The organism is Microbacterium deminutum (genome assembly GCF_039530205.1).
In the GTDB taxonomy this organism is placed as follows: Bacteria; Actinomycetota; Actinomycetes; order Actinomycetales; family Microbacteriaceae; genus Microbacterium; species Microbacterium deminutum.
This window is the reverse complement of record NZ_BAAAOG010000009.1, coordinates 1-25,935: the sequence shown is the minus strand read 5'-3', so window position 1 is coordinate 25,935 and position 25,935 is coordinate 1. Positions and strand designations below refer to the sequence as shown.

General features: G+C 69.9%; 21 protein-coding genes and 1 tRNA gene. 17 read left to right on the top strand and 5 right to left on the bottom strand.

Annotated elements, in window-relative coordinates; translation table 11 throughout:
- Positions 1-6: 6 nt before the first annotated feature.
- Both rsmA and ABD212_RS16515 read left to right on the top strand, forming a co-directional pair.
- Positions 7-870, top strand: a complete 864-nt coding sequence (gene rsmA / locus ABD212_RS16520; protein ID WP_344096723.1) for a 16S rRNA (adenine(1518)-N(6)/adenine(1519)-N(6))-dimethyltransferase RsmA — start codon at positions 7-9, stop codon at positions 868-870.
- Positions 871-986: 116 nt separating this feature from the next.
- Complete coding sequence (locus ABD212_RS16515; RefSeq protein ID WP_344096720.1) at positions 987-1,910, top strand: phosphodiesterase; 924 nt, start codon at positions 987-989, stop codon at positions 1,908-1,910.
- Here ABD212_RS16515 and ABD212_RS16510 read toward each other — a convergent pair.
- Positions 1,882-3,441 carry a stealth conserved region 3 domain-containing protein gene (locus ABD212_RS16510; protein ID WP_344096718.1) on the bottom strand — a complete coding sequence of 520 codons (1,560 nt, stop codon included), beginning with the start codon at positions 3,439-3,441 and terminating at the stop codon, positions 1,882-1,884. The two genes, ABD212_RS16515 and ABD212_RS16510, sit on opposite strands and share 29 nt — an antisense overlap.
- 179 nt (positions 3,442-3,620) lie before the next feature.
- On the opposite strand from ABD212_RS16510, the gene ABD212_RS16505 reads away from it, so the two are divergent.
- From ABD212_RS16505 to ABD212_RS16485, 5 genes are read left to right on the top strand one after another with little or no spacing between them, the layout of a single operon-like run.
- Positions 3,621-4,688, top strand: coding sequence for an aldo/keto reductase (locus tag ABD212_RS16505; RefSeq protein ID WP_344096716.1), 1,068 nt, complete (start codon positions 3,621-3,623; stop codon positions 4,686-4,688).
- Positions 4,685-5,632, top strand: a complete 948-nt coding sequence (locus tag ABD212_RS16500; RefSeq protein ID WP_344096714.1) for a 4-(cytidine 5'-diphospho)-2-C-methyl-D-erythritol kinase — start codon at positions 4,685-4,687, stop codon at positions 5,630-5,632. Before ABD212_RS16505 ends, ABD212_RS16500 begins: the two co-directional genes overlap by 4 nt.
- 3 nt (positions 5,633-5,635) lie before the next feature.
- Complete coding sequence (locus ABD212_RS16495) at positions 5,636-6,244, top strand: GrpB family protein (protein WP_344096712.1); 609 nt, start codon at positions 5,636-5,638, stop codon at positions 6,242-6,244.
- Between the two features lie 55 nt (positions 6,245-6,299).
- A complete protein-coding gene (locus ABD212_RS16490) occupies positions 6,300-7,667 on the top strand; it encodes a GNAT family N-acetyltransferase (protein ID WP_344096710.1) in 1,368 nt (455 codons plus the stop codon).
- A gap of 50 nt (positions 7,668-7,717) precedes the next feature.
- On the top strand, positions 7,718-9,532 hold the full coding sequence (locus ABD212_RS16485) for an ABC-F family ATP-binding cassette domain-containing protein (protein ID WP_344096708.1): 1,815 nt from the start codon (positions 7,718-7,720) through the stop codon (positions 9,530-9,532).
- A 332-nt stretch (positions 9,533-9,864) separates the two neighbouring features.
- Here ABD212_RS16485 and ABD212_RS16480 read toward each other — a convergent pair whose 3' ends face one another.
- Positions 9,865-10,362, bottom strand: coding sequence for a MarR family winged helix-turn-helix transcriptional regulator (locus ABD212_RS16480; RefSeq protein WP_344096705.1), 498 nt, complete (start codon positions 10,360-10,362; stop codon positions 9,865-9,867).
- A 135-nt stretch (positions 10,363-10,497) separates the two neighbouring features.
- Between ABD212_RS16480 and ABD212_RS16475 the strand changes: the two genes are divergently transcribed.
- From ABD212_RS16475 to ABD212_RS16445, 7 genes are all read left to right on the top strand, one after another.
- A tRNA-Gln gene (locus ABD212_RS16475) sits at positions 10,498-10,569 on the top strand.
- 1 nt (position 10,570) lies between these two features.
- Positions 10,571-12,046: a bifunctional UDP-N-acetylglucosamine diphosphorylase/glucosamine-1-phosphate N-acetyltransferase GlmU gene (gene glmU / locus ABD212_RS16470; protein ID WP_344096703.1), complete on the top strand. Its 1,476-nt coding sequence runs from the start codon at positions 10,571-10,573 to the stop codon at positions 12,044-12,046.
- Entirely contained in the window at positions 12,018-13,055 is a 1,038-nt protein-coding gene (locus ABD212_RS16465) for a ribose-phosphate diphosphokinase (protein ID WP_344096701.1), read from the top strand. The genes glmU and ABD212_RS16465 overlap by 29 nt, the downstream gene beginning before the upstream one ends.
- A gap of 6 nt (positions 13,056-13,061) precedes the next feature.
- Entirely contained in the window at positions 13,062-15,806 is a 2,745-nt protein-coding gene (locus ABD212_RS16460) for a cation-translocating P-type ATPase (protein ID WP_344096699.1), read from the top strand.
- 44 nt (positions 15,807-15,850) lie between these two features.
- Positions 15,851-16,330 carry a hypothetical protein gene (locus tag ABD212_RS16455; protein ID WP_344096697.1) on the top strand — a complete coding sequence of 160 codons (480 nt, stop codon included), beginning with the start codon at positions 15,851-15,853 and terminating at the stop codon, positions 16,328-16,330.
- A gap of 5 nt (positions 16,331-16,335) precedes the next feature.
- On the top strand, positions 16,336-17,223 hold the full coding sequence (locus ABD212_RS16450) for an FAD:protein FMN transferase (protein WP_344096695.1): 888 nt from the start codon (positions 16,336-16,338) through the stop codon (positions 17,221-17,223).
- Between the two features lie 16 nt (positions 17,224-17,239).
- Positions 17,240-18,811, top strand: a complete 1,572-nt coding sequence (locus ABD212_RS16445; protein ID WP_425561288.1) for an FAD-dependent oxidoreductase — start codon at positions 17,240-17,242, stop codon at positions 18,809-18,811.
- An 18-nt stretch (positions 18,812-18,829) separates the two neighbouring features.
- On the opposite strand, the gene ABD212_RS16440 is transcribed toward ABD212_RS16445, so the two are convergent.
- Both ABD212_RS16440 and ABD212_RS16435 read right to left on the bottom strand, forming a co-directional pair.
- Positions 18,830-20,554, bottom strand: coding sequence for a sensor histidine kinase (locus ABD212_RS16440; protein WP_344096691.1), 1,725 nt, complete (start codon positions 20,552-20,554; stop codon positions 18,830-18,832).
- Complete coding sequence (locus tag ABD212_RS16435) at positions 20,551-21,279, bottom strand: response regulator transcription factor (RefSeq protein WP_344096689.1); 729 nt, start codon at positions 21,277-21,279, stop codon at positions 20,551-20,553. Before ABD212_RS16435 ends, ABD212_RS16440 begins: the two co-directional genes overlap by 4 nt.
- Before the next feature lie 183 nt (positions 21,280-21,462).
- Between ABD212_RS16435 and ABD212_RS16430 the strand changes: the two genes are divergently transcribed.
- Positions 21,463-22,932 carry an ABC transporter permease gene (locus tag ABD212_RS16430; protein WP_344096687.1) on the top strand — a complete coding sequence of 490 codons (1,470 nt, stop codon included), beginning with the start codon at positions 21,463-21,465 and terminating at the stop codon, positions 22,930-22,932.
- A gap of 68 nt (positions 22,933-23,000) precedes the next feature.
- Entirely contained in the window at positions 23,001-23,726 is a 726-nt protein-coding gene (locus ABD212_RS16425; RefSeq protein ID WP_344096685.1) for an ABC transporter ATP-binding protein, read from the top strand.
- 3 nt (positions 23,727-23,729) lie between these two features.
- Here the strand turns inward: ABD212_RS16425 and ABD212_RS16420 are convergent, their stop codons facing one another.
- A complete protein-coding gene (locus tag ABD212_RS16420) occupies positions 23,730-24,725 on the bottom strand; it encodes an NAD-dependent epimerase/dehydratase family protein (RefSeq protein WP_344096683.1) in 996 nt (331 codons plus the stop codon).
- A gap of 42 nt (positions 24,726-24,767) precedes the next feature.
- On the opposite strand from ABD212_RS16420, the gene ABD212_RS16415 reads away from it, so the two are divergent.
- Positions 24,768-25,778: a magnesium and cobalt transport protein CorA gene (locus ABD212_RS16415; protein WP_344096681.1), complete on the top strand. Its 1,011-nt coding sequence runs from the start codon at positions 24,768-24,770 to the stop codon at positions 25,776-25,778.
- Positions 25,779-25,935 lie beyond the last annotated feature (157 nt).

The window sequence follows — 25,935 nt, the reverse complement described above, 5'->3', positions numbered from 1 at the left end:
GAACGCATGCCCGTGACCCTCCTCGGCGCCGGCGAGATCCGCGCGCTCGCCGCCGACCTCGATGTGACACCGACCAAGAAACTCGGGCAGAACTTCGTCATCGACGCCAACACGGTCCGCAAGATCGTGCACGTCGCCGGGGTCGAGCCAGGGGACCGGGTCGTCGAGGTCGGTCCCGGCCTCGGATCCCTCACCCTCGCCATCCTCGAGGCCGGCGCCACGGTCACCGCGGTCGAGATCGACCATCGACTTGCTGAGCGCCTCTCCGCGACTGCGGCGGCGCACGGAGCTGCCGATGGGGCGCTGACCGTGGTGGATGCCGATGCCCTCCGTGTCACCGCCCTGCCGGGAGACCCGGCAGTCCTCGTCGCGAACCTCCCGTACAACGTCTCGGTGCCGGTGCTGCTGCACTTCCTCGAGACCTTCCCCGGCATCGAGCGCGGCGTGGTCATGGTGCAGGCCGAAGTGGGAGAGCGGCTCGCCGCCCCGCCCGGGTCGAAGGTGTACGGCGCGCCGAGCGTCAAGGCCGCTTGGTACGGCCCGTGGCGGCTCGCGGGCACCGTCTCACGTCAGGTCTTCTGGCCCGTGCCCAACGTCGACAGCGTGCTCGTCGCGTTCGAGCGAGACGCCGAGCCCCGTGGCAGCGAGGAGGAGCGCCGCCGGACGTTCGCGATCGTGGATGCCGCGTTCCAGCAGCGTCGCAAGATGCTGCGGCAGGCGCTCTCGGTCGTCCTCCGACCTGTCGAGCAGTCCGACGGCGGATCGGCCGCGGCATCCGCCGTTCTCGAACGTGCCGGAGTCGCACCCACGGCGCGCGGCGAGCAGCTCTCGATCGACGACTTCGTCCGCATCGCGCGTGCGGTCCAGTGACGCGGACCGGTTCGTTCCGCGGCTGTTCTCCCGGCGTTCACGAAACATGCCGGTAACATCTGACGGGCTCGGTCAGGTCGGCGCGAGCGATTCGACACGGCCGAAGGAACGAGCGAATGCGCCATGCAGAGTACGCCGCGCCGGAGCGAGTGCTGCTCCATCTGAGCGACACGCACCTGCGCGCGGCGGGGTCTCGCCTCTTCGACGTCGTGGACGCGACGGCTCGCCTGCGCACCGCGCTGCAGGCGATCGAGGCGTCGGGAGCGACGCCTGACGGTATCGTCTTCACCGGCGACCTCGTCGATCTCGGCGAGAGTGACGCATATGCCGAGCTGCGGGCCGTAGTCGAGCCGCTCGCCGCGCGGCTCGACACGCGCGTGTTCTGGGTCATGGGCAATCACGACGACCGGACGGCGTTCCGCTCGCAGCTGCTGGGCGAGCACACCGGCGACCCGATGCGGCCGATCGACCGGGTCGACGAGCTGGACGGGCTGCGGCTCGTCACCCTCGACTCGACGGTTCCGGGTCTTCATCACGGCGAGCTGCGCGACGAGCAGCTCGCTTGGCTCGCGGAGGTGCTGCGCACCCCCGCACCGCTCGGCACCATCCTCGCGATGCATCACCCGCCCGTTCCGAGCGTCCTGCCCCTCGCCTCGACAGTGGAGCTGCGGGATCAGGCGCGGTTGGCGAGAGTGCTGCGCGGCACGGACGTGCGCGCCATCCTCGCGGGCCACCTGCACTACTCGACGTTCGCGAGCTTCGCCGGCATCCCCGTCTCGGTCGCCTCATCCACCTGCTATGCGCAGGATCTCACGGTGCCGGTCGGCGGAACGCGGCCGCAGGACGGCGCTCAGGCATTCAATCTCGTCCACGTGTACGACCACACCATCGTCCACACGGTGGTGCCGGTCCACGCGCCCCGCACACTGGAGTTCATCGACCCGGACGAGGCCCGCCGCCGCATCGCCGCGGCGGGGATCGCCGCCGCAAGCAGTGCCTCGACGGATGCGCCTACAGAGCCGATCGGCGTCCTTCGCTGATCTCGTCCCGCTCCCAGGGCGGCCGCACCGGGAACATCTTCTCGAGCGCGGCGCTGAGTGCGCTCACGCGGACCTCCTCGGGGATCTGAGCCGACCCGCCGTCGTTGAGACAGAACATGTCGATGTCGGTGCGATTCGCGAGCCGCTCCATGCGGCGCGGCGAGTCGATGAGCGTCGTCTGCACGTAGCGCACCCGGGGGCGTGTGGTCGTGACCGCTCGCCCGGTCATCAGCGCGTAGTGGTGGTACAGGCTGTTGGTGACCGAGACGTCCGTCGCCGAGCGGAATCGGGATGCCGCGGTGCGGGCGAAATCGTCCGCGAACGCCATTTCCAGCTCGGCCATGACGCTGCGACGCAGCGGTGTCGCGCAGTGCTCCAGATCGCGCAGGATCGTGCGGCCGAAGCGGCTGCGAAGGAGTGCGCGATTCACCCGCAGACCGTTGTCGTGGCCGCTCCTTGCCGGAGTCGGGGCACCGGCGCCGATGCGCACCTCGCATTCCACGAACCGCGAGACACCCGCCGCCGAGAAGAAGAGCTCGGGCTCGACGAGTCGCCCGAAGAACATGTCGTCGTTGGAGTAGATGAAGTGCTCGGACAGGCCCGGGATGTGGTGCAGCTGCGCTTCGACGGCGTGCGAGTTGTGTGTCGGGAGCACCGTCGGATCGGCGAAGAACTCCTCGCTGCGCACCACTGTGACCTTGGGATGCTCGCCGAGCCACGACGGCACGGGGGAATCGGTCGCGATGAAGATGCGGCGGACCCACGGCGCGTACATGTGCACGCTGCGAAGCGCGAAGCGCAGTTCGTCCACGTGACGGTAGCGCGCCGGCCCCTCGTCGCCCTCGCCGACGACATACTCGGCCAGCTGTGCCGCGCGCGCCCGCTGGAAGTCGGTCGACGAGCCGTCCACCCATGAGAACACCAGGTCCACGTCGTGCGTGAACTCGTCCGGCTGGACGTCGAACATCCCCGAGATCGTCCGCCACGTCCGCCCGTAGCGCTCGACCTCGGTGTAGTCGAGATCCTGCGCAGGGGTGGTGCGGCGCATGAGCGCGTTGTCGTCGGGCGCTTCGACCAGTTCCTCGCCGAACCGCCAGAACTCCAGCCGCGCGGCGAGCGCAGACCCGTAGCGCAGCGTCCCGTCCCTTACGATCCGCGGCCGGTAGACCCGCAATGCGGTCGGGGCCGCGGGGAGCACGGCCGCCTCGGCCGCCAGCTCCGGTGGCCGTCGCCGGGCCTTGAGGTAGAGCGGCTCCCGAGCGCCGACGTCGGCGAGGGCGGCGAGCGCGGTCGCGCTGTCGGCGAGGTCCGCGACGAGCGCCGGGATGACGCGATCATGACGGATCAGCAGGACCGGCACACCCGCCGACCCCAGGGCGTCCGCGACGAGGAGCAGATCGTCGATGCGAGCCTGTTCGGGCGTGACGTCGTCGTGGACGAGATGCAGCATCCCGCGATCCCAGACGACGTCATCGCGGTCGACGAGGCCCGACCAGGTGTGCTGCTGCGGCAGTGCGGAGAGGTTCGCCATGAAGATGCTCCTTCGATGGATCGCGCACTGCGTGTCGCGCTCCGTCGGCACACCCTATGCAGAGCGTGTTTCGAAGACATTTCCCGGCCAGACCCAGAGCTGACACTGCGCCGCGGTTCTGGGTCCGAGCCGCGTGAACCAGCCCTGCGCGGGTGCGGCGCCGCCGATAGCCTGGACGCATGAGCGACGCTTCACGGTTCCGCCCCGATGTCCGCGACATCCACCGCCCGTACACAGCGGCCGACGACCGCTATTCCCGCACCGAGTACCGTCGGGTCGGCAGCTCCGGTCTCTACCTTCCCCCGATCTCGCTCGGGCTGTGGTGGAACTTCGGCGACAACATCCCCTTCGACGACCAGCGCACGCTGCTGCGCCACGCGTTCGACCGGGGCATCACCCACTTCGACCTCGCGAACAACTACGGTCCGCCCTACGGGTCGGCCGAGACGAACTTCGGACGGATGCTGCGCGATGACTTCGCGCCCTACCGCGATGAGCTCATCATCTCGTCGAAGGCCGGCTGGGACATGTGGCCGGGGCCGTACGGCGATCTCGCGCCACGGAAGTACATCCTCGCGAGCGCCGATCAGTCGCTGAGCCGGATGGGCCTGGACTACGTCGACATCTTCTACTCGCACCGCGTGGATCCGGTGACGCCCCTCGAGGAGACGATCGGCGCCCTCGACACCCTGGTGCGTCAGGGCAAGGCGCTCTACGTCGGCATCTCGTCGTACAGCGCCGAGCGCACCGCGGTCGCCGTCGCGATCGCGCGGAGCCTCGGCACCCCGCTCGTCATCCATCAGCCGGCGTATTCGATCCTCAACCGCTGGGTGGAGGACGGCCTGACCGGCGTCATGAAGCAGGACGGCATCGGCGCGATCGCCTTCACCCCGCTCGCGCAGGGGCTGCTGACCGGAAAGTACCTCGAAGACGGAACGGCCGATCGCGCCCAGAAGCGATCGTCGCTTCCCAAGGCCTCGCTCAGCGACAAGGGTCTGGCCACACTGCGGGGCCTCGACGTCATCGCCAAGGAGCGCGGGCAGACCCTCGCCCAGATGGCGATCCAGTGGGTTCTTCGCGAGCCGGTCGTCGCGTCGGCGCTCATCGGGGCATCCCGTCCCGCTCAGCTCGACGAGAACCTCGCCGCGCTCGAGGGACCGGGGTTCACCAGCGAGGAGCTGGAACGCATCGACGCGCTCTCCGACGGCATCGACGTCGATCTCTGGGCGGAGTCGACGCAGCTGTGACCGCCCCCCTCGCCGCCGATCGCGTCCACGTGCGGGCGCCGGGCAAGCTGAATCTCTTCTTCGAGGTCGGCGGCGTGCAGGCGGACGGGTACCACGACGTCGCGTCGGCGTATCAGGCGGTGTCGCTCTACGAGGACGTCTGGGCCCAGCCGTCGGACGAGTTCACCGTCTCGATCGCGGGCTCGGTCGACGTCTCGGGTGTCCCGGCCGATGACCGCAACCTGGCGCTGCGAGCGGCGCGTCTGCTCGCGCAGCGGGCCGGATACGACGGCGGTGTGCATCTCGACATCCGCAAGTACGTTCCGGTCGCAGGCGGAATGGGCGGCGGATCCGCGGATGCCGCCGCGGCGCTGGTCGCCTGCGACGCCCTCTGGGGGACGGATGTCGGAACGGGCGAGCTGCAGCGGCTCGCGGCGCGCCTCGGCGCTGACGTCCCGTTCGCGCTCATGGGCGGCACCGCCGTCGGCACAGGTCGTGGCGACCAGCTGAATCCCGCGCTCGCGAAGGGCCGCTTCGACTGGGTCATCGTGCCGTCGGATGTCGGCCTCTCGACCCCGGAGGTCTACGAACACCTCGACCTGCTGCGCAAGCGGACCGGCGGGGCGCTCGCCCCCCGGGACATCGGCGTGGCGCGCGCACCCGCAGTCGATCCGGGCGTTCTGCAAGCGCTGCGTGCGGGCGACCCGGTCGCCCTCGCCGAGCGGGTCCGCAACGATCTGCAGGCGGCCGCCCTGTCGCTGCGACCCGAGCTGCGCGACGCCCTCGAGCTCGGCGAGCACTCTGGAGCCCTCGTCGGGATGATCTCGGGCTCGGGGCCGACGCTCGCCTTCCTCGCGGCGGATCCCGAGTCCGCGCTCGAGCTGCAGGTCACGCTCTCGGCCGGCGGACTGACGGCGCTGCATGTCCACGGCCCGGTGACCGGTGCGAGGGTGATGGGGAACTGACGGATGCTGCTCGCCGACGAGATCGTCCGCTTCGACGATGCGCCCGCACCGCCCGGGGCGAGCCCGTGGGTCGGGGGCGCCGAACCCGCGCGTGACATCGCGGTCGTTCCCTGGGATCCGCAGTGGCCGGCCGTGTTCACGGCGCTGACATCGATGATCGAGCGTGCTCTCGGCGACCGCGCGCTGGAAATCGAGCACGTCGGATCGACCTCGGTGCCGGGCCTGCCGGCGAAGCCCGTCATCGACATCGACCTCGTCGTCGCGGACTCGGCGGACGAGGCATCCTATGTCCCCGCTCTGGAGGCGGCGGGTTTCGTGCTGCGCGTCCGTGAGCCGTGGTGGTACGAGCACCGCTGCCTCGTGCGGGAGGAACCGCGATGCAATCTCCACGTGTTCTCGCCGGACTGCGCCGAAGCCGCGCGTCATCGCATCTTCCGAAACTGGCTGCGACAGGACGACGCGGATCGCGATCGCTATTCGCGCGCGAAGCGCGCTGCCGCGGCGGCCGCCAATGAGCGCGGCGAGCACGTCATGGAGTACAACGCGCGCAAGCAGGATGTCGTCCGGCAGATCTACGATCGTGCTTTCCGCGCCGCGGGGCTCGTGACGTGAACGTCGGTGCCGAACAGCGCGCGAAGCGAAGCTGGACGAAGAGGAGGAATGAGAGATGACGATGGATGCCGGCATCCCCGGTCCGATTGCCACCCAGGGTGTGCGCGCCGATGCCGATGCCTTCCTGGTCGCGCCGCTCGACGAGGTCTCGCGTGAGCGACTCGCGGCGACGGGCCTTCACCCCGGACTGGTCTCCGTCGACGACGCCGAGGCGTATGCGCGGTGGCTGCAGGTGGTTGCGCGCGGGTTCCTCGACGGCGAGCGCTCCGACGAGCAGATCGCCGCGAGTCGCGAACGCGGCGGCTACCGCCGGATGACCGGCATCTACGATCCGTCCGCGCCGATGCCGGATTCGCCCGTCGCGAGCATCGCATCGTGGATCGGCGAGCTGACCGTGCCGGGCGGTCGCGGCATCCCGTCCTGCGCCATCTCGGCCGTCACGGTCGCACCCACCCACCGGCGCCGGGGCATCGCCCGCGCGATGCTCGAGGGCGAGCTGCGCACGGCGGCGGCCGTCGGCGTCCCGCTCGCGATGCTGACCGTGAGCGAATCGCCGCTGTACGGGCGATACGGATTCGCGCCGGCGGCCGCGAGCGCCTCGTGGCACGTCGACGTGAAGCGCGCGGTCTGGATCGGTCCCCGCCCCGGCGGCCGGGTGGACTTCATCCCGCGCGATCGGCTGCGCGAGCTCGTGGCCCCGCTGCACGAGCGCCGTCGGCTCGCCGTCGCCGGGGAGATCGACGTTCCGGCCGCTCAGTGGGATGCGTTCGCGGGCACGCGGCCCGATTCGACCGATCCCGGCAAGACGCGGGCGATCCAGTACACGGATGAGGCGGGCGAGGTCCGCGGGCTGGCGCTTTACTCGGTGCGCGAGAACGAGAAGGACTTCACGAAGTCGACCGTCACGGTGACGTACCTGCTCGCCGAGACCGACGACGCGTATGCCGCGCTCTGGCGGTTCTTCATCGAGCTCGACCTGGTCGGCGAGGTGCGCGCGCACGAGCTGTCGGTGGACGAGCCGCTGCGCTGGATGATCTCGGATCAGCGAGCGGCGACCGTCATGGTGGCCGATCACCAGTACGTGCGGATCCTCGACGTTCCGACGGCGCTCGAAGCGCGCACCTTCGGCGCCGCCGGGGTCGTCGCCCTCGAGGTGTCGGACGTGCTCGGCTTCGCCGAAGGCCGGTGGCTGCTGACCGTGGACGACGCCGGTCGGGGCGAGGTGACGACGTGGGAGGGTTCGGAGGCGCCCGCCGGGGCCGTCGCGGTCTCGCTGGGAATCGAGGAGCTCTCCGCTGCCTATCTCGGCGGGGTGTCGCTCGCGACGCTCGCGGCGGCCGGACGAGTGCGATCCACGGATGCCGCGAGTGCCGCACGGGTGTTCGGGTGGCATGTCACACCGCGGCTGAGCATCTGGTACTGATCCGGTCTCGGCACGGGTGAGGCGGCCGGCTCGCCTAGCCTGGGAGGGACATGGCACATCTTCTCGGGGCCGAGGCCCTGCACCTGGAATACCCGACCAAAGTCGTCTTCGACGGCATCTCGCTCGGCGTCGACGAGGGTGACCGCATCGGGATCGTCGGCCGCAACGGCGACGGCAAGTCGAGTCTCCTCGCCATGCTCGCAGCGCGCCTCGTGCCGGACTCGGGGCGCGTGACATTCCGTGGCGGCGTCCACGTCGGCGTGCTCGACCAGGCGGACACCCTGGATGACGCCCTCACCGTCGGCGCCGCGGTCGTCGGCGCGCGCACCGAGCACGAATGGGCCGGCGACGCCCGCACCCGCGACGTCATCGCGGGCCTGCTCGCCGACATCCCGTGGGATGCCGGCATCGCGAGCCTCTCGGGAGGACAGCGGCGGCGTGTCTCGCTCGCCGCGCTGCTGTCGGGCGACGACGATGTGCTGTTCCTCGACGAACCCACGAACCACCTCGACGTCGAGGCCATCGCGTGGCTCGCCGAGCATCTCAAACGGCGCTGGGCCGCGGCATCCGGAGCCCTTCTCGTCGTGACGCACGACCGCTGGTTCCTCGACGAGGTCTGCACGAAGACGTGGGAGGTCCACGACCGGATCGTCGAGCCGTTCGACGGCGGCTACGCGGCGTACATCCTGCAGCGGGTGGAACGCGACCGGCAGTCCGCGGTCATCGAGGCGCGACGGCAGAACCTCGCCCGCAAGGAGCTTGCATGGCTGCGCCGCGGTCCCCCCGCCCGCACGTCGAAGCCCAAGTTCCGGATCGATGCGGCGAATGCGCTCATCGCCGACGAGCCCGAGATCCGCGACTCGGTGGCGCTGCAGTCGCTCGCTGTGACCCGGCTGGGCAAGGACGTCGTCGACCTGCTGGATGCTTCGGTGTCCTTTCCTCCGACGAGGTCAGGGCCGGCGAAGGACGTGCTGCACGACGTGGAGTGGCGCATCGCCCCCGGTGAGCGCACGGGCATCCTGGGAGTCAACGGCGCCGGCAAGTCCACGCTGCTGGGGCTCATCTCGGGCGACGTCGCACCCACGGCGGGGCGCGTCAAGCGCGGCAAGACGGTGAAGGTCGCGACGCTGACGCAGCGCCTCGACGAACTGGAAGACCACCTGGACGATCCGGTCCGGGTGGTGATCGCCCGTCTGCGCACGACCTACGAGTTCGGCAGCGGATCGAAGGCGCAGGAGCTGACGCCGGGCCAGCTGCTCGAGCGCATGGGCTTCGCGACCGCGCAGCTGTCCACTCCCGTGAAGGATCTGTCCGGCGGCCAGAAGCGCCGCCTGCAGCTGCTGCTGATCCTGCTCGAACAGCCCAATGTGCTGATCCTGGACGAGCCGACCAACGACCTCGACACCGACATGCTCGCCGCCATGGAGGATCTGCTCGACAGCTGGCCGGGCACGCTCATCGTCGTCTCGCACGACCGGTACTTCCTCGAGCGCGTGACCGACCAGCAGTACGCCATCCTCTCCGGTCGCCTGCGGCACCTGCCGGGAGGCGTCGACGAGTATCTCCGGCTGCGCAGGCACGAGCGCGAGACACCCGTCCGGTCGGCGGCCGCCGCGTCGGCGGTGCCGATGGGGTCCGGGCTCGCCGGCGCCGACCTGCGCGCCGCGCAGAAGGAGCTCGCCGCGCTCGAACGCCGCCTCGAGAAGCTGGAGGGCCACATCGCGGCCGCGCGCACGTCACTGGCCGACCACGATCAGGCCGACTACGTCGGGATCGGCGCCGAGATGAGCCGGATCGGCGGCCTCGAGGCCGAGCGCGACGCGGCCGAGCTGCGCTGGTTCGACCTCACGGAGCAGCTCGGCTGAATCGATGCGGTGGCTCTGACAGACTCGGCGACGTTGAGCGCCCGACACCAGCGGAGGGGTGTGCTCTGTCCGCCGAGCCGGCATCGGGTTGGCGGGAGCCGGCCGCAGGCCGGCGGGGGAATGTCTCGGCGGACAGAGCAGGCCGCGCAGCGGCGAATCTGCTGACTCAGCCCCGCGCTCGACACCCTCGGCGTCCTCCGCTCGGCGGCGTCCTCCGCTCGGAGGAGGGTCACCGGCGTGGGGAGGTTCCGGACGGGTACGGCGGACCTCCGCCGCGCCGCAACCCTCCGGCGAGCGGAGGATTCGGCGGGGGCAGCGCCGGCCCCCGGGACTCAGGCGTCGAACCCGAGGCTGAGCTTGCGCAGCAGGCCCGCGAGCCGCTCGCGGTCGGCGCGCGAGAGCGTGCCGAGCAGCACGGCCTCGGCGTCGACGAGACGCGTGATCGCGGCATCCACCCGTGTCTTTCCGTCGCCGGTGAGGATCACCAGGATGCTGCGCCCGTCGCCCGGGTCGGCCTCGCGTCTCACCAGCCGCCGGTCGACGAGCCGATCGATGCGGTTGGTCATCGTGCCGCTCGAGACCAGCGTCTGGAGCAGCAGCTGCTTGGGGCTCAGCTGGAACGGCTCGCCCGCGCGGCGGAGGGCCGAGAGCACGTCCCACTCCCACGGCTCCAGGTCGCTGCGGCGGAAGGCGTCGCGACGCGCTCGATCGAGGTGGCGCGAGAGCCGATCGACCCGCGAGAGCACGCCGAGGGGAGAGAAGTCCAGGTCGGGGCGCTGCGCCACCCACGCCTCGACGATCCGGTCCACCTCGTCCGTCTCCTTGACCATGACCCCATTTTGCGTTGTCCGGTGGGTTTGGGGCGCATCGGACGGATGACGCCCCAAACCCGGAGGCCTGGGACGAGGAGGGGCTGTGCGCGTCTGGCAAACTTGACGGGCGGCTCCCGTCCTCGGGCGCCGCGGTCCGCCGTGGTGTAATGGCAGCACGACAGCCTTTGGAGCTGTTAGGACCAGGTTCGAGTCCTGGCGGCGGAGCATGACCGAGAACATCGTGGATGCCCGTCTCGCCGTGATCGTCCTGGCCGCGGGCCAGGGCACCCGCATGAAGTCCTCGGTGCCGAAGGTGCTGCATCGCATCGGCGGCCGGTCGCTCGTCGGGCACGTGCTCGAGACCGCCGCGTCGCTCTCGCCCGAGCGGGTCGTCGTCGTCGTGCGGCACGAGCGGGACCTCGTGGCAGAGGCGGTCGTCGACGCGGCCCCCGGCGTGGTCGTGGTCGACCAGGACCACGTCCCCGGCACCGGGCGGGCCGTCGAGATGGCGCTCGAACAGCTGCCCGGGTTCGACGGCGACATCCTCGTGCTGAGCGGCGACGTGCCCTTGATCGAGGCCGACACCCTCGCCGGACTGGTACGGACCCACCGCGACGGCGCGGCGGCGGCCACCGTGCTCAGCGCCCGGGTCGACGATGCAACGGGCTACGGCCGCGTCATCCGCGACCCCGACGGCGCGGTGCAGCGGATCGTCGAGCAGAAGGACGCGACGGCGGCTGAGGCATCCGTCTCCGAGATCAACGCGGGTGTCTACGTCTTCCAGGCGCCGGCGCTGCGCGCGCACATCTCGCTCATCGGCACCGCGAACGTGCAGGGCGAGATGTACCTCACCGACGTGGTGGCGCTGCTGCGAGACTCCCGTCTGGCGGTTGCGGTGTCGATGGCGCCGGATGCCGCGACAGCCCTGGGCGTGAACGACCGGGTGCAGCTGGCCGAAGCGGCCCGCGTGCTGAACGCACGCACGGTGCGGAAGTGGCAGCTCGCGGGCGCGACGATCCTGGACCCTGCCACGACGTGGATCGACGTCACCGCGAAACTCGCGCCCGACGTCACCGTGCTGCCGAACACGCACATCCTCCGGGCCACGGTGATCGACGAGGGCGCGACGGTCGGACCCGACACGAGCCTGGTGGACTGCGAAGTGGGGGCGGGCGCCACCGTCACCCGCGCCGATGCGACGCTCGCCGTCATCGGCGCCGGCGCGAACGTCGGACCCTTCGCCTACCTCCGCCCGGGAACATACCTGGGTGAGAACGGCAAGATCGGCACGTTCGTCGAGACCAAGAACTCCACGATCGGGGCGGGCAGCAAGGTGCCCCACCTCTCGTACATCGGCGACACCCGCATCGGCACCGGCGTCAACCTCGGCGCGGGGGCGATCACGGCGAACTACGACGACATCACCAAGCACCGCACCGAGATCGGCGATGAGGTGCACACCGGGTCGCACAACGTGTTCGTGGCGCCCGTTAGGATCGGAGACGGCGCGAAGACCGGGGCAGGGGCGGTCATCCGCAAGGATGTGCCCGCTGGTGCTCTGGCACTCAGCATCGCCCCTCAGCGCAACATCGAGGGTTGGGTCGAGACGAACAGACCGGGAACCGCCGCGGCACACGTCGCGGCGCAGGCTCGGTCCGCACAGAAGGCGGACGATGGCGCGCAAGAAAGTGAAGACGGTTGACCTCGACCGTGAAAACGACATCGCTCCCGGTCTGGTCGCGCGGACCAAGAAGCGGCTTGTCGTCGGCACCGGACGATCGCATCCGGCGCTCGCGGCGGCGGTGACGCAAGAACTCGGCACAGAACTCGTACCCACCGAGTACCGCACCTTCGCCTCCGGCGAGATCCTCACCCGTTTCGAGGTCTCGATCCGCGGCTGCGACTTCTTCCTCATCCAGACGTTCGGACCGCCCGTCAATGAGTGGCTGATGGAGACCCTCATCATGCTCGACGCCGCCAAACGGGCGTCGGCCAAGCGGATCACCGTCGTCGCGCCGTACTACCCGTACTCGCGCCAGGACAAGAAGGGCCGCGGCCGCGAGCCGATCAGCGCGCGCCTCGTCGCCGACCTGTGGAAGACGGCGGGCGCCGATCGCGTCATGAGCGTCGACCTGCACGCCGCCCAGATCCAGGGGTTCTTCGACGGACCGGTCGACCATCTGTTCGCCAAGCCCGTGCTGCTCGAGTACTTCGAGAGGACGCTGTCGGAGCATGACCGCACGCACCTGACGGTGGTCTCGCCCGACACCGGCCGCGTGCGGGTCGCCGACACCTGGTCCGACAGCCTCGGGGCGCCGCTCGCGATCATCCACAAGCGCCGCGACCCCAAAGTCGCGAACCAGGTCACCGTCAACGAGATCGTCGGCCAGGTCGACGGCCGGGTGTGCCTCCTCGTCGACGACATGATCGACACCGGCGGCACCATCGTGAAGGCGGCCGAGGCGCTCAAGAAGAACGGCGCGCAGAAGGTCATCGTGGCCGCCACGCACGCGATCTTCAGCGATCCTGCTGCTGAGAAGCTGCAGAGCGAGGCGATCGACGAGGTCGTCGTGACGGACACCATCCCGATCCCGCCCGAGAAGCAGTTCCCGACCCTCACGATCCTGCCGATCGCGCCGCTGCTCGCCCGCGCCATCCACGAGGTCTTCGAGGACGGCTCGGTCACGAGCATGTTCGACGGAGCCGCGTAGGCGCGCATGACGGAGCCCGAGGTCGCGGTCCGCCACCGCGTGGACACCCCGTTCGCGAGTGATGTCGCCGCGGTCGAGAGGGCGCTCGAGACGGATGACGGTGGGCTCACCGGCGACGAGGCATCTGCGCGCCTCGCCTCGGTCGGCCCGAACCTGCTGCCAGAGCCGGCGCGGACGCCGGCGATCCTGCGCTTCCTCTCGCACTTCAACGACACGCTGATCTACATCCTGCTCGGCGCCGCCGCGGTCAAGGCGATCATGGGGGACTGGCTCGACTTCTGGGTGATCATGGCCGTCGCGATCATCAACGCCGTGATCGGCTTCGTGCAGGAGGGTCGCGCCGAGAAGGCGCTCGCCGGGATCCGCGGAATGCTGTCCGCCGACGCGCATGCGCGGCGCGACGGCGCGTGGGCCACGGTCGCGGCGGCCGATCTCGTCCCGGGCGATGTCGTGCGGCTGATGCCCGGCGACAAGGTGCCCGCCGACATCCGCCTCATCCAGGCGTTCCAGCTGCGGATCGAGGAGGCGGCGCTCACCGGCGAATCGGTGCCGTCCTCGAAGACGACCGATCCGGTGCGGCCGGATGCCGGGATCGGCGATCGGTCGTCCATGGCGTTCTCGGGAACCATCGTCTCGGCGGGCCAGGGGCGCGGCATCGTCACCGCGACCGGGCCGCAGACCGAGATCGGCCGGATCCAGGAACTCGTCGGCGAGGCGGGATCCCTCGACACGCCGCTGACGAAGCAGCTAGACCAGTTCGGCCGGGTGCTGACGCTGGTCATCCTCGGCATGGCCGTCGTGATGCTGGCGATCGGGCGCTACCTCCACGGGATGGACTTCGGCGAGCTCATCTCGGCGACGATCGGCTTCGCGGTCGCCGCGATCCCCGAAGGGCTTCCTGCGCTCGTGACGATCACGCTCGCGATCGGCGTGCAGCAGATGGCCAAGCGCAACGCGATCACGCGCAAGCTGCCCGCGGTCGAAACCCTCGGGTCCGTCACGACCGTGTGCTCCGACAAGACCGGCACCCTCACGAAGAACGAGATGACGGTCCGCCGCGTCGTCACGCCGGTGACGTCGTACACGGTCACCGGGCTCGGCTACGACCCCGTCGGCACGATCGAACCGGATGCCGGTTCGACGGCCGGTCACGACCTCGCGGCGATCCTGGCCGTGGCGAACCTGTGCAACGACGCGCACGTCGTGCGCGATGACAGCGGGTGGGTGCTCGTCGGAGAGCCGACCGAGGGCGCGCTCAAGGTCGCCGCGATGAAGGGCGGGGTGAAGGCTGCGGGCAGCACGCGCGTGGCCGTCGTCCCGTTCGACTCGGCCAACAAGTTCATGGCGACCCTCAACCAGGGCCCCGACCTGTCGCGGGCCGTGCTCGTCAAAGGTGCACCCGACCGGCTGCTCGAGCGCTCCACGACGCAGCGCGGCGCATCCGGGCCGGAGCCGCTCGACATCCCGCGATGGGGGGCGGTGATCGACGACCTCAGCGGACAGGGTCTGCGCCTGCTGGCGGCGGCACGGCGCCCGGTGGGAGCGGATGTCGACGCGATCACCGTCGGCGACCTCGAGGGCCTCGAGTTCCTCGGCCTGTGGGGCATCCTCGACCCGCCGCGTCCCGAGGCCATCGATGCCATCGCGGACTGTCACACCGCCGGCATCCGGGTGAAGATGATCACCGGCGACCACGCCGGCACCGCCGTCGCGATCAGCCGCGAACTCGGCCTGGCGACCGGCGATGACGTCCGCGTGCTGACCGGCGCCCAGCTCGAGGCGATGACCCAGGAGCAGCTCAAGGACGTCGTCCGCGACGTCGACGTGTACGCGCGCACGAGCCCCGAGCACAAGATCCGCATCGTGCGCGCCCTGCAGTCGCACGACGAAGTGGTCGCGATGACCGGCGACGGCGTGAACGACGCCCCCGCGCTCACGCGCGCCGACGTCGGCATCGCGATGGGCATCAAGGGCACGGAGGCCACGAAAGAGGCTGCGGAGATCGTGCTCGCCGACGATAACTTCGCCACGATCCGCAGCGCGATCCGTGAGGGACGCCGGATCTACGACAACCTCAGCAAGTCCGTGGTCTTCCTGCTGCCGACCAACGGAGCGCAGTCGCTCGTGATCCTCGTCGCCGTCGTGTTCGGCCTCGCGCTGCCGCTGACCCCCGTGCAGGTGCTGTGGGTCAACATGGTGACCGCCCTCACGCTCTCGCTCGCCCTCGCGTACGAGCCGGCCGAGAAGGGGATCATGTCGCGCGCGCCGCGCGAGCCCGGCGGCTCGATCATCCGGCGGCGCGAGCTGGGCTTCGTCCTCATCGTGTCGCTGCTGATCGGCGGGGCGACGCTCGCCGTGTTCTACGCCGTGGCAGCCACCGGCGGCGATCTCGCGTACGCCCGTACCGAGGCGGTGGCGGTCCTCGCCATCGGTCAGCTCGCGTACCTGCTGAACTGCCGGTTCCTCTCCCGATCGAGCATCACCCCCGAGATCCTGCGCGGCAATCCGGTCATCTGGTGGTCCGCTCTCGCGCTCATCCTGCTGCAGCTGGTGTACACGTATGTGCCGTTCATGAACGATCTGTTCGGGTCGCGGCCGCTCGCGATCTGGTCGTGGGGTCTCCCGATCGTGCTGTCGATCGGGATCTTCTTCGCCGTCGAGCTGCTCAAGCTCATCCGGCGTCGCGGCGACATCACCGCTCAAAGGGGACTCATAGCTGACATAGGGAGGATGGCTGAGAGCCGTCCCTAGGGTGGCAGCACCTCGACGCGAGGATCCGCAGAAGGAGGACCCCCATGATCCACACCGCCGCACCCCGCTCATTGCGCGCAGGAGTCGCCGTGGTCGGCATCGCCGGCACGATCGCCCTGGCAGGCTGCTCCGGAGCGGTCGCCGAGACGTCGAACGGCTCCAGCGGCTCCACATCCGGCACCTCCGGGTCATCCACGACCGGCACCGGTTCCTCGTCCGGCGGGGGCACGTACACCGACGGGACCTACACCGCGCAGGGCACCTACGCCACGCCCGAGTCCGTCGAGACCCTCTCCGTGACGGTCACCCTCAAGGACGACGTCATCACGGACGTCGAGGTCAGTGGGAATCCGCAGAAGCACGAGTCCGTGGAGTACCAGTCGAGGTTCATCGGCGGAATCGCCGACGTCGTCGTCGGGCAGGACATCGACAAGATCGCCGTCAGTCGCGTCGCCGGCTCATCGCTCACGAGCGGCGGATTCAACGAGGCCATCCAGACCATCAAGGCCGAGGCCGCGGCCTGAGCAGTATGTCCGCGCGGCCGTCGGTCTGGGCGTTCGACGCGATCGGCACGTCCTGGCAGATCGAGACATCCGAGCCCCTCGCAGACCCGGCACGGCGCGCGGTCGAAGCGCTGATCGCCGCCTTCGACGCGGACTGGTCGCGGTTCCGTGACGACTCGCTGGTGTCGCGGCTGGCGCGCAGCGCGGGCGCCGTCGCCGCACCGCCCGACGCCGCGCCGATGCTCGACGCGTACGCGGCGCTCTCCGAGGCGACCGACGGCGCGGTGAATCCGCTCATCGGCGCGTCGCTCGAGAGCCTCGGCTACGACGCCGATGGGTCGCTCCTCGATCGCGGTGCGATTCCGGCGCCGGCCGCCTGGCGGGAGATCGTCTCGTGGGATTCCGGCCGGCTCGCCCTCACGCGGCCCGCCCTGCTGGACGTCGGCGCTCTCGGCAAGGGCCGGCTGGTCGATCTCGTGATGGACATCGTCGCGCCGGTGAGCACCGGCGACGTCGTCGTGGACGCCAGCGGCGATCTCGCGATGCGAGGCGCCACGCAGCGGGTCGGGCTCGAGCATCCCTTCGACACGCGACGCGCGATCGGCGTCTGGGAGGTGACGGATGCCGCGCTCTGCGCGTCCGCGACCAACCGGCGGGCCTGGGGAGACGGGCTCCACCACGTCCTCGACGCCCGTACCGGGATGCCGGTGCGCGCGATCGCGGCGTCGTGGGCGGTCGCCGACACGGCGATGCGCGCCGACGCCCTCGCGACGGCGCTGTTCTTCGACGGCGGTCCGCGCCTCGCGTACGAGTGGGGAGCCCAGTGGGTCCGGATGACCACGGACGGCACTCTGCAGTGGTCGCCCGGCTGCCGGGCAGAGCTGTTCGTGCGGACCGCTAGCGTGGATCCGTGACCGATCTGCGGAGGCGATGACCGTGTTGGCGACTCTCACCTCGATGTGGAACCGGGTCTTCGCGGTCCTCGGCAAGGTCTCGATGTACCGCCTCGCGTTCCTGGCACTCGCGACGCTCGCAGGCATCGCGCTCCTGCTGTCGTTCTTCGGTCAGGTCGCCCCCACCCCCTTCGAGCTGATCGCCACGCTCGCCGTGCTCATCGTGGTGTCGGTCGGGGTGGATGCCGCGGCCCAGCGCGTGCTTCATCTGCCGTGGCGCATCGAATCCTCGCTCATCACGGCCCAGATCCTGCTCTTCGTGCTGAGGCCCACGATCGACCTCGCGGCGCTCGGCGGCATCGCCATCGCCGGGGCCGTCGCGGCACTGTCGAAGTACGTCATCGCCTGGCAGGGCCGCCACATCTTCAACCCCGCCGCCATCGGGGCGGCTGTCCTCACGCTGCTGAGTCTGGCGGTCCCCGCGCTCGGATCCTCATCGTGGTGGGTGGGAACCCCGGCGCTCGCCGGGCCGGTGATGCTGCTCGGTCTCACGGTGCTGTGGCGCACCGAGAAGATCCGCATGATCGTGCTCTTCCTCGTCGTGGCCGTCGCGGTCGCGATGATCCGGACGATGGTCCAGTACCAGTCCGCGGGAGTCTCCGTCTCCGCCCTGGATGTCTTCTGGCAGATCCTCTGGTCGTCGCCGTTCCTGTTCCTCGGCGCGTTCATGCTGTCCGAGCCGCTGACGCTGCCGCCGCGGCGCTGGCAGCAGTTCACGGTCGCCGGCGTCGTCGGAGTCTTGGCGGGCTGGCCCATCGACCTCGGTGTGATCACCCTCGGCCAGGAGCGGGCGCTGCTCATCGGAAACCTCGTCGCCTTCGCGTTCTCGCTGCGCACCGCCGTGCGCCTCACGCTCGAGTCCCGCGCCGACCTCACGCCGACCGTCCGCGAGCTGACCTTCCGGGCGCACAGCCGGCTGTTCTTCATCCCGGGGCAGTACCTCGAGCTCGAGGTGCCGCATCGACACCCGGACGCGCGGGGCACCCGGCGCGAGTTCAGCATCGCGTCCGCGCCCGAAGACCTTCCGCTGCTGACGGTGGCGTTCCGCGAGGGCGCGTCCAGCGCGCCGCAGAGCTCCTACAAGCGGGCCCTCGCCGAGGTGACGGCGGGGTCGGGGCTGGCGGTGACGGGCGTCTGGGGCGACTTCCTGCTGCCCCGGCGCAGCGGCGCGCCCGTTCTCATGGTGGCGGCCGGAATCGGGATCACCCCGTTCGTCTCGCAGCTGCGTCATGCGCGCCTGGCGGGCGAGGATCGCGATGTGGTGCTCGTCTACGTCGCGTCCGAGGCATCCGAGCTGCCCTTCCGTACCGAGCTCGAAGCCTCGGACGCGCGCGTCGTCGTGTTCACGCGCGACGAGCCGGGCGGATTGCCGCAGCACTGGTCCTGGGCGCGCGGGGTGCGCCTGGACGCCGAGGGCCTGCTGCGTGTGGTCCCCGACATCGCGTCGCGCCACGCGTTCATCTCGGGCCCGGCTGCGCTGATCGCCGACCTCGCACCGGCTCTCGATCAGGCGCGCTCGATCACCACGGACGCGTTCAGCGGCTACTGATCCTCGCGAGGTCGCGGGTCAGGACGGATCCTCGGGCCGCCTCGGCAGGCGCACCTCGAACGTCGTGTCGCCGGGGAGGCTCCGGACCGAGATGGATCCGCTGTGGGCCTCGACGATCGCGCGGACGATCGACAGGCCGAGTCCCGTGCCGCCGGTCTGGCGCGCGCGCGACCGGTCGGCTCGCGAGAAGCGCTCGAACAGCTCGGCGGAGATCGCGGGATCGATGCCCGGGCCGTCGTCATGGACGCGGAGTACAGCATCCCGCCCCTCAGTGCCCACGCTCACGGTCACCGTTGTTCCCGCCGGAGTGTGCGTGCGGGCATTGGCGAGCAGGTTCGCCGCGACCTGATGGAGGCGGCCGTTGTCGCCGGCGATCATCACGGGCTCTTCGCCGATATCGATCACCCAGTTGTGGTCGGGACCTGCGGGGCGGGCGTCGCCCACCGCCTCGACCGCGAGCCGCGACAGATCGACCGATCCGTAGACGAGCTCCTGGCCCTCGTCCAGACGCGCGAGCAGCAGCAGATCCTCGACGAGGGTCGTCATCCGCAGGGATTGGGCCTGGATGCGGTCGAGCGACGACTCCGTCGTCTCGAGCGTTTGCGGGTCATGACTCTGCGAGAGTGCGCGCAGCGACAGCTCGGAATATCCCCGGATCGACGCGAGCGGCGTGCGCAGCTCATGGCTCGCATCCGCGACGAACCGCCGCATGCGCGCCTCGTTGCGCTGACGCGCGTCGAGCGACTCGTCGACGTGGTCGAGCAGCGTGTTGAGAGCCTCGCCGACGCGCCCCACCTCGGTGCGGGGGTCGGACTCTCGCGGCGGGACGCGCTCTGAGATCGAGACCTCGCCCTGGTCGAGCGGCAGCTTCGACACCCGTGCGGCAGTGTCAGCGACCGAGCGAAGCGGGGCGAGACCGGCGCGGATGGTCCAGGCCGTTGCCGCGGCGAGGAGCAGGAGCCCGCCGAGAGTGAGCAGGGCGATGGTGGCCAGCATCTGGGTAAGCGTCTCCGCCACCTGGGAGCGGGACACGCCCACAACGACGACCGACGGGCCGAGCTGATACGCCTCGATGCGATAGGTGCCGAACTGATCGATGGTGACCACGAGCTGTCCGTGACCGCGGAGGCCCTCGGCGAGCTGCTGGATCTGAGTGTTCGTCAGTGCCACCACATCGCCCTGGCTCGTCGTGACGGCACCGCTCGGCGGGTCGGTCGGCGTCGCGAACGCGAGCAGCGTGCCCGGCGGCTGCGGCTGCTCATGCATGATCTCCTCGGCGGTGAGACCGCCCTCGATGAGGGGACGAGCGTTGGCCGAGTGATTCTTCAGCACTTCGAGCTGGGCGTTCAGCTGGCCCTCGAGCACGGAGCCCAGGATCGCGCTGGTCGCGACGGCGACCAGCACCATGATGACGGACGTGATGCCGACCACCGTGACGATGAGACGGCGCTGCAGCGTCCACGGTCGGCGTCGCCGACGCTGCTTCGGCCCCTTCGCCTTCTTCGGCTTCGGCCCCTTCGCCTTCTTCGGCTTCGGCTCGCGCTTGGGCTTCGGCTCGCGCTGCGGCCGGCCCTTCGCCTTCTGGATGGCCCCGCCCCCGGCCTCGGGCTCGGCGTCGTCGCGCGGGGCGGCTGGGGGATTCGTCCGATCGTCGTCCACCGTCTCCTCGCCGTCGGCCGCGGCATCCGCATCGTGTGCCGCATCGTGTGCCGCGCCGCGGTCTGCCGGGCCGGGATCGGTCACTGTGGGGCCTTGATCATGTACCCGACGCCGCGGACCGTGTGGATGAGCGGCTCGCGGCCGGCATCGATCTTCTTGCGGAGGTACGAGATGTACAGCTCGACGACGCTCGAACGCCCGCCGAAGTCGTAGTTCCAGACGCGATCGAGGATCTGAGCCTTGGAGACCACGCGGCGCTGGTTGCGCATGAGGTAGCGCAGCAGCTCGAACTCGGTGGCGGTGAGCTCGATCTCCCCACCGGCGCGCTCCACCTCGTGGCTGTCCTCGTTGAGCGTCAGATCCGCCACGCGCAGGATGGGCTCGGCTCCGCTGGCGTGCGCGGTGCCGGCTCGGCGCATGAGCCCGCGGAGCCGCGCCACGACCTCTTCGAGGCTGAACGGCTTCGTCACATAGTCGTCGCCGCCGGCGGTGAGCCCCGCGACACGGTCGACCACGGCGTCCCTCGCGGTGAGGAAAAGTACGGGCACGTCGTCGCCCGACTGCCGGAGACGCTGGAGCACCGCCATCCCGTCGAGATCCGGCATCATGATGTCGAGCACCATGGCGTCCGGGCCGAACTCGCGAGCGGTCTGCAGCGCCTGGAACCCGGAACCCGCCGTGCGGACGTCCCATCCCTCCATCCGCAGCGCCATCGACAGCAGGTCGGTGAGCATCTGCTCGTCATCGACGACGAGGACGCGCAGGGCGGAGCCGTCGGGGCGGAGGAGTGCGGGAGCAGGGCTGGTCATGACTCCATTGTGCGCGTCTCCCTATGTGCTTCCTATGGACGCACCTATCCATCGCCTGTGAGTCTCCCGACCCTGTGGACGGGAGGCTCATCGCCTTCTCATAGCTCTCGCTGGATTCGTGCATCGCAGCCGCTTCTAGCGTCGCCCCGGACGGCAGGCGCGTGGCCCGCCGGGAGGAGACCCATGTACGGCACTTATCTGCGGCGCGAACTCGTCGGCCGCAAGAAGCAGACGATCATCGTCGCAACCGGCCTCGCGATCGCCATCGCGCTCGTGATGATCGTGAACTCGCTCGCGGCCGGCGTCCGCGACGCGCAGGCGCAGGCGCTGCAGTCGGTGTACGGAGTCGGCACCGACCTCACCGTGACAGGCGCGCGGACCCAGCCCGGTCAAGGGGGCGGTCCGGCCTTCCAGTTCGACCAGAACAGCGGCACGACCGCGGGTGACGGCACGACGAACCTCAGCCAGTCCCGGCTCGTGACCGACCCGATGCGCGAGACGCTCGACGCGAGCACCCTCGCGACCGTCACGGGGGTCGACGGCGTCGCCGCGGCGTCCGGCGCCCTCAGCCTGACCAATATGACCTTCTCGGGTCAGCTTCCGCAGCGCCCCGACGCATCCGCCGGCTCCGGCACCACGCAGGGCACGACCACCCAGGGCACGCCGCCGCAGAACGGCGCCGCCGGCGGGTTCGGCGGCGGCTCGTTCGACGTGAACTCCTTCACCGTCCTCGGCATCGACGACGCGGCGAGCGCTGTGGGTCCCCTTTCCGCCGTCACGCTCAGCGATGGGCGCGAACTCTCCGCCGACGACGCCGGAAAGGATGTCGCCGTGCTCGACGCGACTTACGCCTCGACAGCGGGCCTGGCAGTCGGAGACACGCTCGACGTCGGCGGGAAGACCATGAAGATCGTCGGCATCGTGGCGTCTGCCTCGAGCAGTGCCGACACGGCCTCGAACGTGTACATCCCGCTGGATGTCGCACAGACGCTCTCCGGCGCCGGCGATGTGATCTCCACCGTCTATGTGCAGGCTGATTCCTCTGACGCGATCGCTGCCGTGCAGACCGCCCTTCAGAAGCAGCTGCCGGATGCGACCGTGAGCTCGCAGTCCGATCTCGCCTCGACGGTCTCGGGGTCGCTCTCGAGCGCATCCTCGCTCATCACCAACCTCGGCACCTGGCTCTCGCTGATCGTCCTCGCGGTGGCGCTCGCGCTCGCCGTGCTGTTCACGATCTCGGGCGTCTCGCGCCGCACGCGGGAGTTCGGCACGCTCAAGGCCATCGGCTGGTCGAACCGGCGTGTCGTCGGCCAGGTCGCCGGCGAATCCGTCGCTCAGGGTCTCGTCGGAGGCGCGGCCGGCCTTGTGCTGGGCTTCATCGGCATCGCGATCATCAACGTGATCTCGCCGACGATCTCGACGGCTCCGCAGGCGTTCGCCGGAACCGGGGGATCAGGCGGCACCGGCGGTCCAGCGTTTCGGAGCGCCTTCGCACAGGGCAGCACGGACATCGTCCTATCCGCACCCCTGACGCTCTGGGTCGTCGTCGCCGCGGTCGGCCTCGCCGTTCTCGGAGGGCTCGTGGCAGGCGCTTTCGGCGGATGGCGCGCAGCGCGGCTGAGCCCCGCCGAGGCGCTGCGATCGGTCGGGTGAGCGACGTGTCCGACCTGACCGCCCCCACCATTCCGCCCGCCCCGCCCCACTCGACAGGAGAGACCACCATGACCTTGACCGACGCGACTCCGACGACGGATCCGGATGCCGCGACCCCTGCGCTCTTCCGGCTGTCCGACGTCACCCGCATCTACCGGCAGAAGGACCGCATCGTGAAGGCGCTCGCGGGCGTCGACCTCGAGATCGCCGCCGGCGATTTCGTGACGATCCAGGGCCCGACGGGCGGCGGCAAGTCCACCCTGCTGCAGCTGCTCGGCGCCCTCGATCGTCCCACGTCGGGCTCTGTCCGGCTCGGCGAGCTCGACCTCGGGGGCGCCACGAACGCCGAGCTCGGCAGAGTGCGTGCGCGCGAGATCGGTTTCGTGTTCCAGGGGTTCAACCTGATCCCGACGCTGACGGCCGCCGAGAACGTCGCCATGGCGCTCGAGCCTCTCGGCATCCCGAAACAGGAGCGTGCGGCGCGCGTCGCCGAGGCGCTCGATCACGTCGGTCTCTCGGATCGCGGCGATCATCGACCCGGAGAACTCTCGGGGGGTCAGCAGCAGCGGGTCGCGATCGCGCGCGCGATCGTGAAGCGCCCTCGCGTGCTGCTCGCCGACGAGCCGACGGGCAACCTCGACGAGAGCATGCGCGACGAGATCCTCGCCGTGCTCGAGTCGCTGTGCACCGAGGGGCTGACGCTCATCGTCGTCACGCATGACTCGGCCGTCGCGCAACGGGCGCGACGGCGGCTGCGCCTCGAGAAGGGCGTGGTGCGCGACATCACCCGCTGAGCGTCAGCCGGCGGAGCGGGCGTACGCGGCGATGCGATCGAAGAGATCGTCCTGCGCCGCGTCGACCCGCTGGTCCTCACGGTGCGCGTCGAAATGATCGACGATGCGGCGCGCACCCTCGTCGAACGTGATCGTGGTGCGGAACTCGGGGACGAGCGCGGTGACCTTGCTGCTGTCGAACAGCATCGAATGGGCCTTGTCCCCGATGAGCGTGGGGCCCAGGTCGGGAGCGAACGCGGTGATGGCGTCGGATGAGACATGCACGAAATCCGGCTCGCGGACTCCCGCGGCATCCGCGAGCCAGCCGTAGATCTGGTTCCAGCTCGGCGCGTGCGTTCCGGTGATCGTGAACGCCTCGCCGATCGCCTCGGGATTTCCGAGCAGTCCCGCGAAGGCGACCGCGAAGTCGTCGGCGTGGGTGATCGTCCACAGGCTGGTGCCGTCGCCGTGGATGACCACCGGCCGGCCTGCGCGCATCCGTGCGATGTCGGTCCAGCCGCCGAGAGTGGGAATCATCCGCTCGTCGTAGGTGTGCGACGGCCGGATGATCGTGACCGGAAGCCCGCGGTCGCGGTGCGCGGCGACGAGCAGGTCCTCGCAGGCGATCTTGTCGCGGGAGTACTGCCAGAACGGATTGCGCAGCGGCGTCGACTCGGTCACCGGCAGCCGCCGGGGCGGCTTCTCGTAGGCGGATGCCGAGCTGATGAACACGTACTGCGCTGTGCGCCCCTCGAACACGTCGAGGTCCTGCTGGACATGATCGGTCGTGAAGGCGAGGAATTCCGCGACCACGTCGAATTCGCGTCCCGCCACGGCTGCACGCATCTCCCCGGCGTCGCGGACGTCGGCCACGACCTCGCGCACGCCGTCGGGAAGGGGTCTGCGCGCCGACCCGCGATTGAGCACGGTCACGTCGTCCCCCCGCTCGAGGGATCTGCGCACGCAGGCAGCGCTGATGGTTCCGGTACCGCCGATGTAGAGAATGCGTCGACTCGTCACCGTTCGACATTAGCCCCGCGCGGGCTGACCTAGGGTTGGCACATGACTCTCGTGGATGCCGCCGTGTATCGGGACGGCCGCCGGATTCTGAGCGGAACGGCCGCCGAGGTCCTTCACGAGGCGAAGGCGTTCGGCGGCATGGCGTGGGTCGGGCTATACCGGCCCGACTCCGATGAGATGCGCGAGATCGCCCAGGCACTCGATCTTCATCCGCTCGCCGTCGAGGACACGCTCGTGGGACATCAGCGGGCGAAACTGGAACGCTACGGCGAGATGACCTTCCTCGTGCTGCAGCCCGCTCGGTACATGGACGACACCGAGACGGTGGAGTTCGGCGAGGTGCACATCTTCGTCGGGCCCGGATACGTCATCACGGTGCGCCACGCCGAGAATCCCAACCTGGCGGCGGTGCGCCACCGGCTCGAGGAGAACCCGCACGTGCTCAAGCTCGGGCCCTACGCGGTCGTGTGGGCGGTCTGCGACGACATCATCGACCAGTATCTGCCCGTGGTCCAAGGCGTCGAGAACGACATCGACGAGATCGAGGACGAGCTGTTCTCGGGGGACCCCAAGGTCTCCAAGCGCATCTTCGGGCTGCAGCGCGAGGTCATCGATCTGCAGCATGCCACCACCCCGCTGGTGTCGATGTTCGACCGCCTCCAGAAGATCGTCATGGAGGTGACCGGGCAGTCCGAGGCGCCCGCGTTGCGGGATGTGGACGACCACGCCAGACTCGTCGTCGAACAGGTCGACACCTTCCGCGCGACGCTCGACAGCGCGCTGACCGTGCACGCCACGATGGTCGAGCAGGAGAACAACGAGGCGATGCGGCGGATGGCGGAGTCGGGCCTCCAGCAGAACGAGCAGGTGAAGAAGGTGTCGGGGTGGGCCGCCATCCTCTTCGCGCCGACCCTGGTAGGCACCATCTACGGCATGAACTTCCGGTACATGCCGGAGCTGAACTGGGTGTTCGGCTACCCCATGGCGCTGGGTCTCATGCTGGCGACGAGCCTCACGCTCTACACCGTGTTCAAGGGCAAGGGCTGGCTCTAGGGCGGTGTCGGCGGCGGTCGATAGCGTGACCTCAGTGTCAGGGTGACAGTGCCGCGTTGCGGTGGTTGGATCCTGATCACCTGGTGTCTGGCTCGTAGCGTCCCTGCCGCTCCCGTTGGGGTTGGCGTTCATGCGTTTTGCCGATGCCGGGTGTGAT

Coding starts and splice junctions, on each gene's coding strand:
- ABD212_RS16430 (WP_344096687.1), top strand. CDS start 21,463: ATGTACGGCACTTATCTGCGGCGCGAACTCGTCGGCCGCAAGAAGCAG.
- ABD212_RS16490 (WP_344096710.1), top strand. CDS start 6,300: ATGACGATGGATGCCGGCATCCCCGGTCCGATTGCCACCCAGGGTGTG.
- ABD212_RS16465 (WP_344096701.1), top strand. CDS start 12,018: ATGGCGCGCAAGAAAGTGAAGACGGTTGACCTCGACCGTGAAAACGAC.
- ABD212_RS16515 (WP_344096720.1), top strand. CDS start 987: ATGCGCCATGCAGAGTACGCCGCGCCGGAGCGAGTGCTGCTCCATCTG.
- ABD212_RS16480 (WP_344096705.1), bottom strand. CDS start 10,362: ATGGTCAAGGAGACGGACGAGGTGGACCGGATCGTCGAGGCGTGGGTG.
- rsmA (WP_344096723.1), top strand. CDS start 7: ATGCCCGTGACCCTCCTCGGCGCCGGCGAGATCCGCGCGCTCGCCGCC.
- ABD212_RS16510 (WP_344096718.1), bottom strand. CDS start 3,441: ATGGCGAACCTCTCCGCACTGCCGCAGCAGCACACCTGGTCGGGCCTC.
- ABD212_RS16485 (WP_344096708.1), top strand. CDS start 7,718: ATGGCACATCTTCTCGGGGCCGAGGCCCTGCACCTGGAATACCCGACC.
- ABD212_RS16460 (WP_344096699.1), top strand. CDS start 13,062: ATGACGGAGCCCGAGGTCGCGGTCCGCCACCGCGTGGACACCCCGTTC.
- ABD212_RS16425 (WP_344096685.1), top strand. CDS start 23,001: ATGACCTTGACCGACGCGACTCCGACGACGGATCCGGATGCCGCGACC.
- ABD212_RS16495 (WP_344096712.1), top strand. CDS start 5,636: ATGCTGCTCGCCGACGAGATCGTCCGCTTCGACGATGCGCCCGCACCG.
- ABD212_RS16450 (WP_344096695.1), top strand. CDS start 16,336: ATGTCCGCGCGGCCGTCGGTCTGGGCGTTCGACGCGATCGGCACGTCC.
- ABD212_RS16415 (WP_344096681.1), top strand. CDS start 24,768: ATGACTCTCGTGGATGCCGCCGTGTATCGGGACGGCCGCCGGATTCTG.
- glmU (WP_344096703.1), top strand. CDS start 10,571: ATGACCGAGAACATCGTGGATGCCCGTCTCGCCGTGATCGTCCTGGCC.
- ABD212_RS16505 (WP_344096716.1), top strand. CDS start 3,621: ATGAGCGACGCTTCACGGTTCCGCCCCGATGTCCGCGACATCCACCGC.
- ABD212_RS16455 (WP_344096697.1), top strand. CDS start 15,851: ATGATCCACACCGCCGCACCCCGCTCATTGCGCGCAGGAGTCGCCGTG.
- ABD212_RS16445 (WP_425561288.1), top strand. CDS start 17,240: ATGACCGTGTTGGCGACTCTCACCTCGATGTGGAACCGGGTCTTCGCG.
- ABD212_RS16435 (WP_344096689.1), bottom strand. CDS start 21,279: ATGACCAGCCCTGCTCCCGCACTCCTCCGCCCCGACGGCTCCGCCCTG.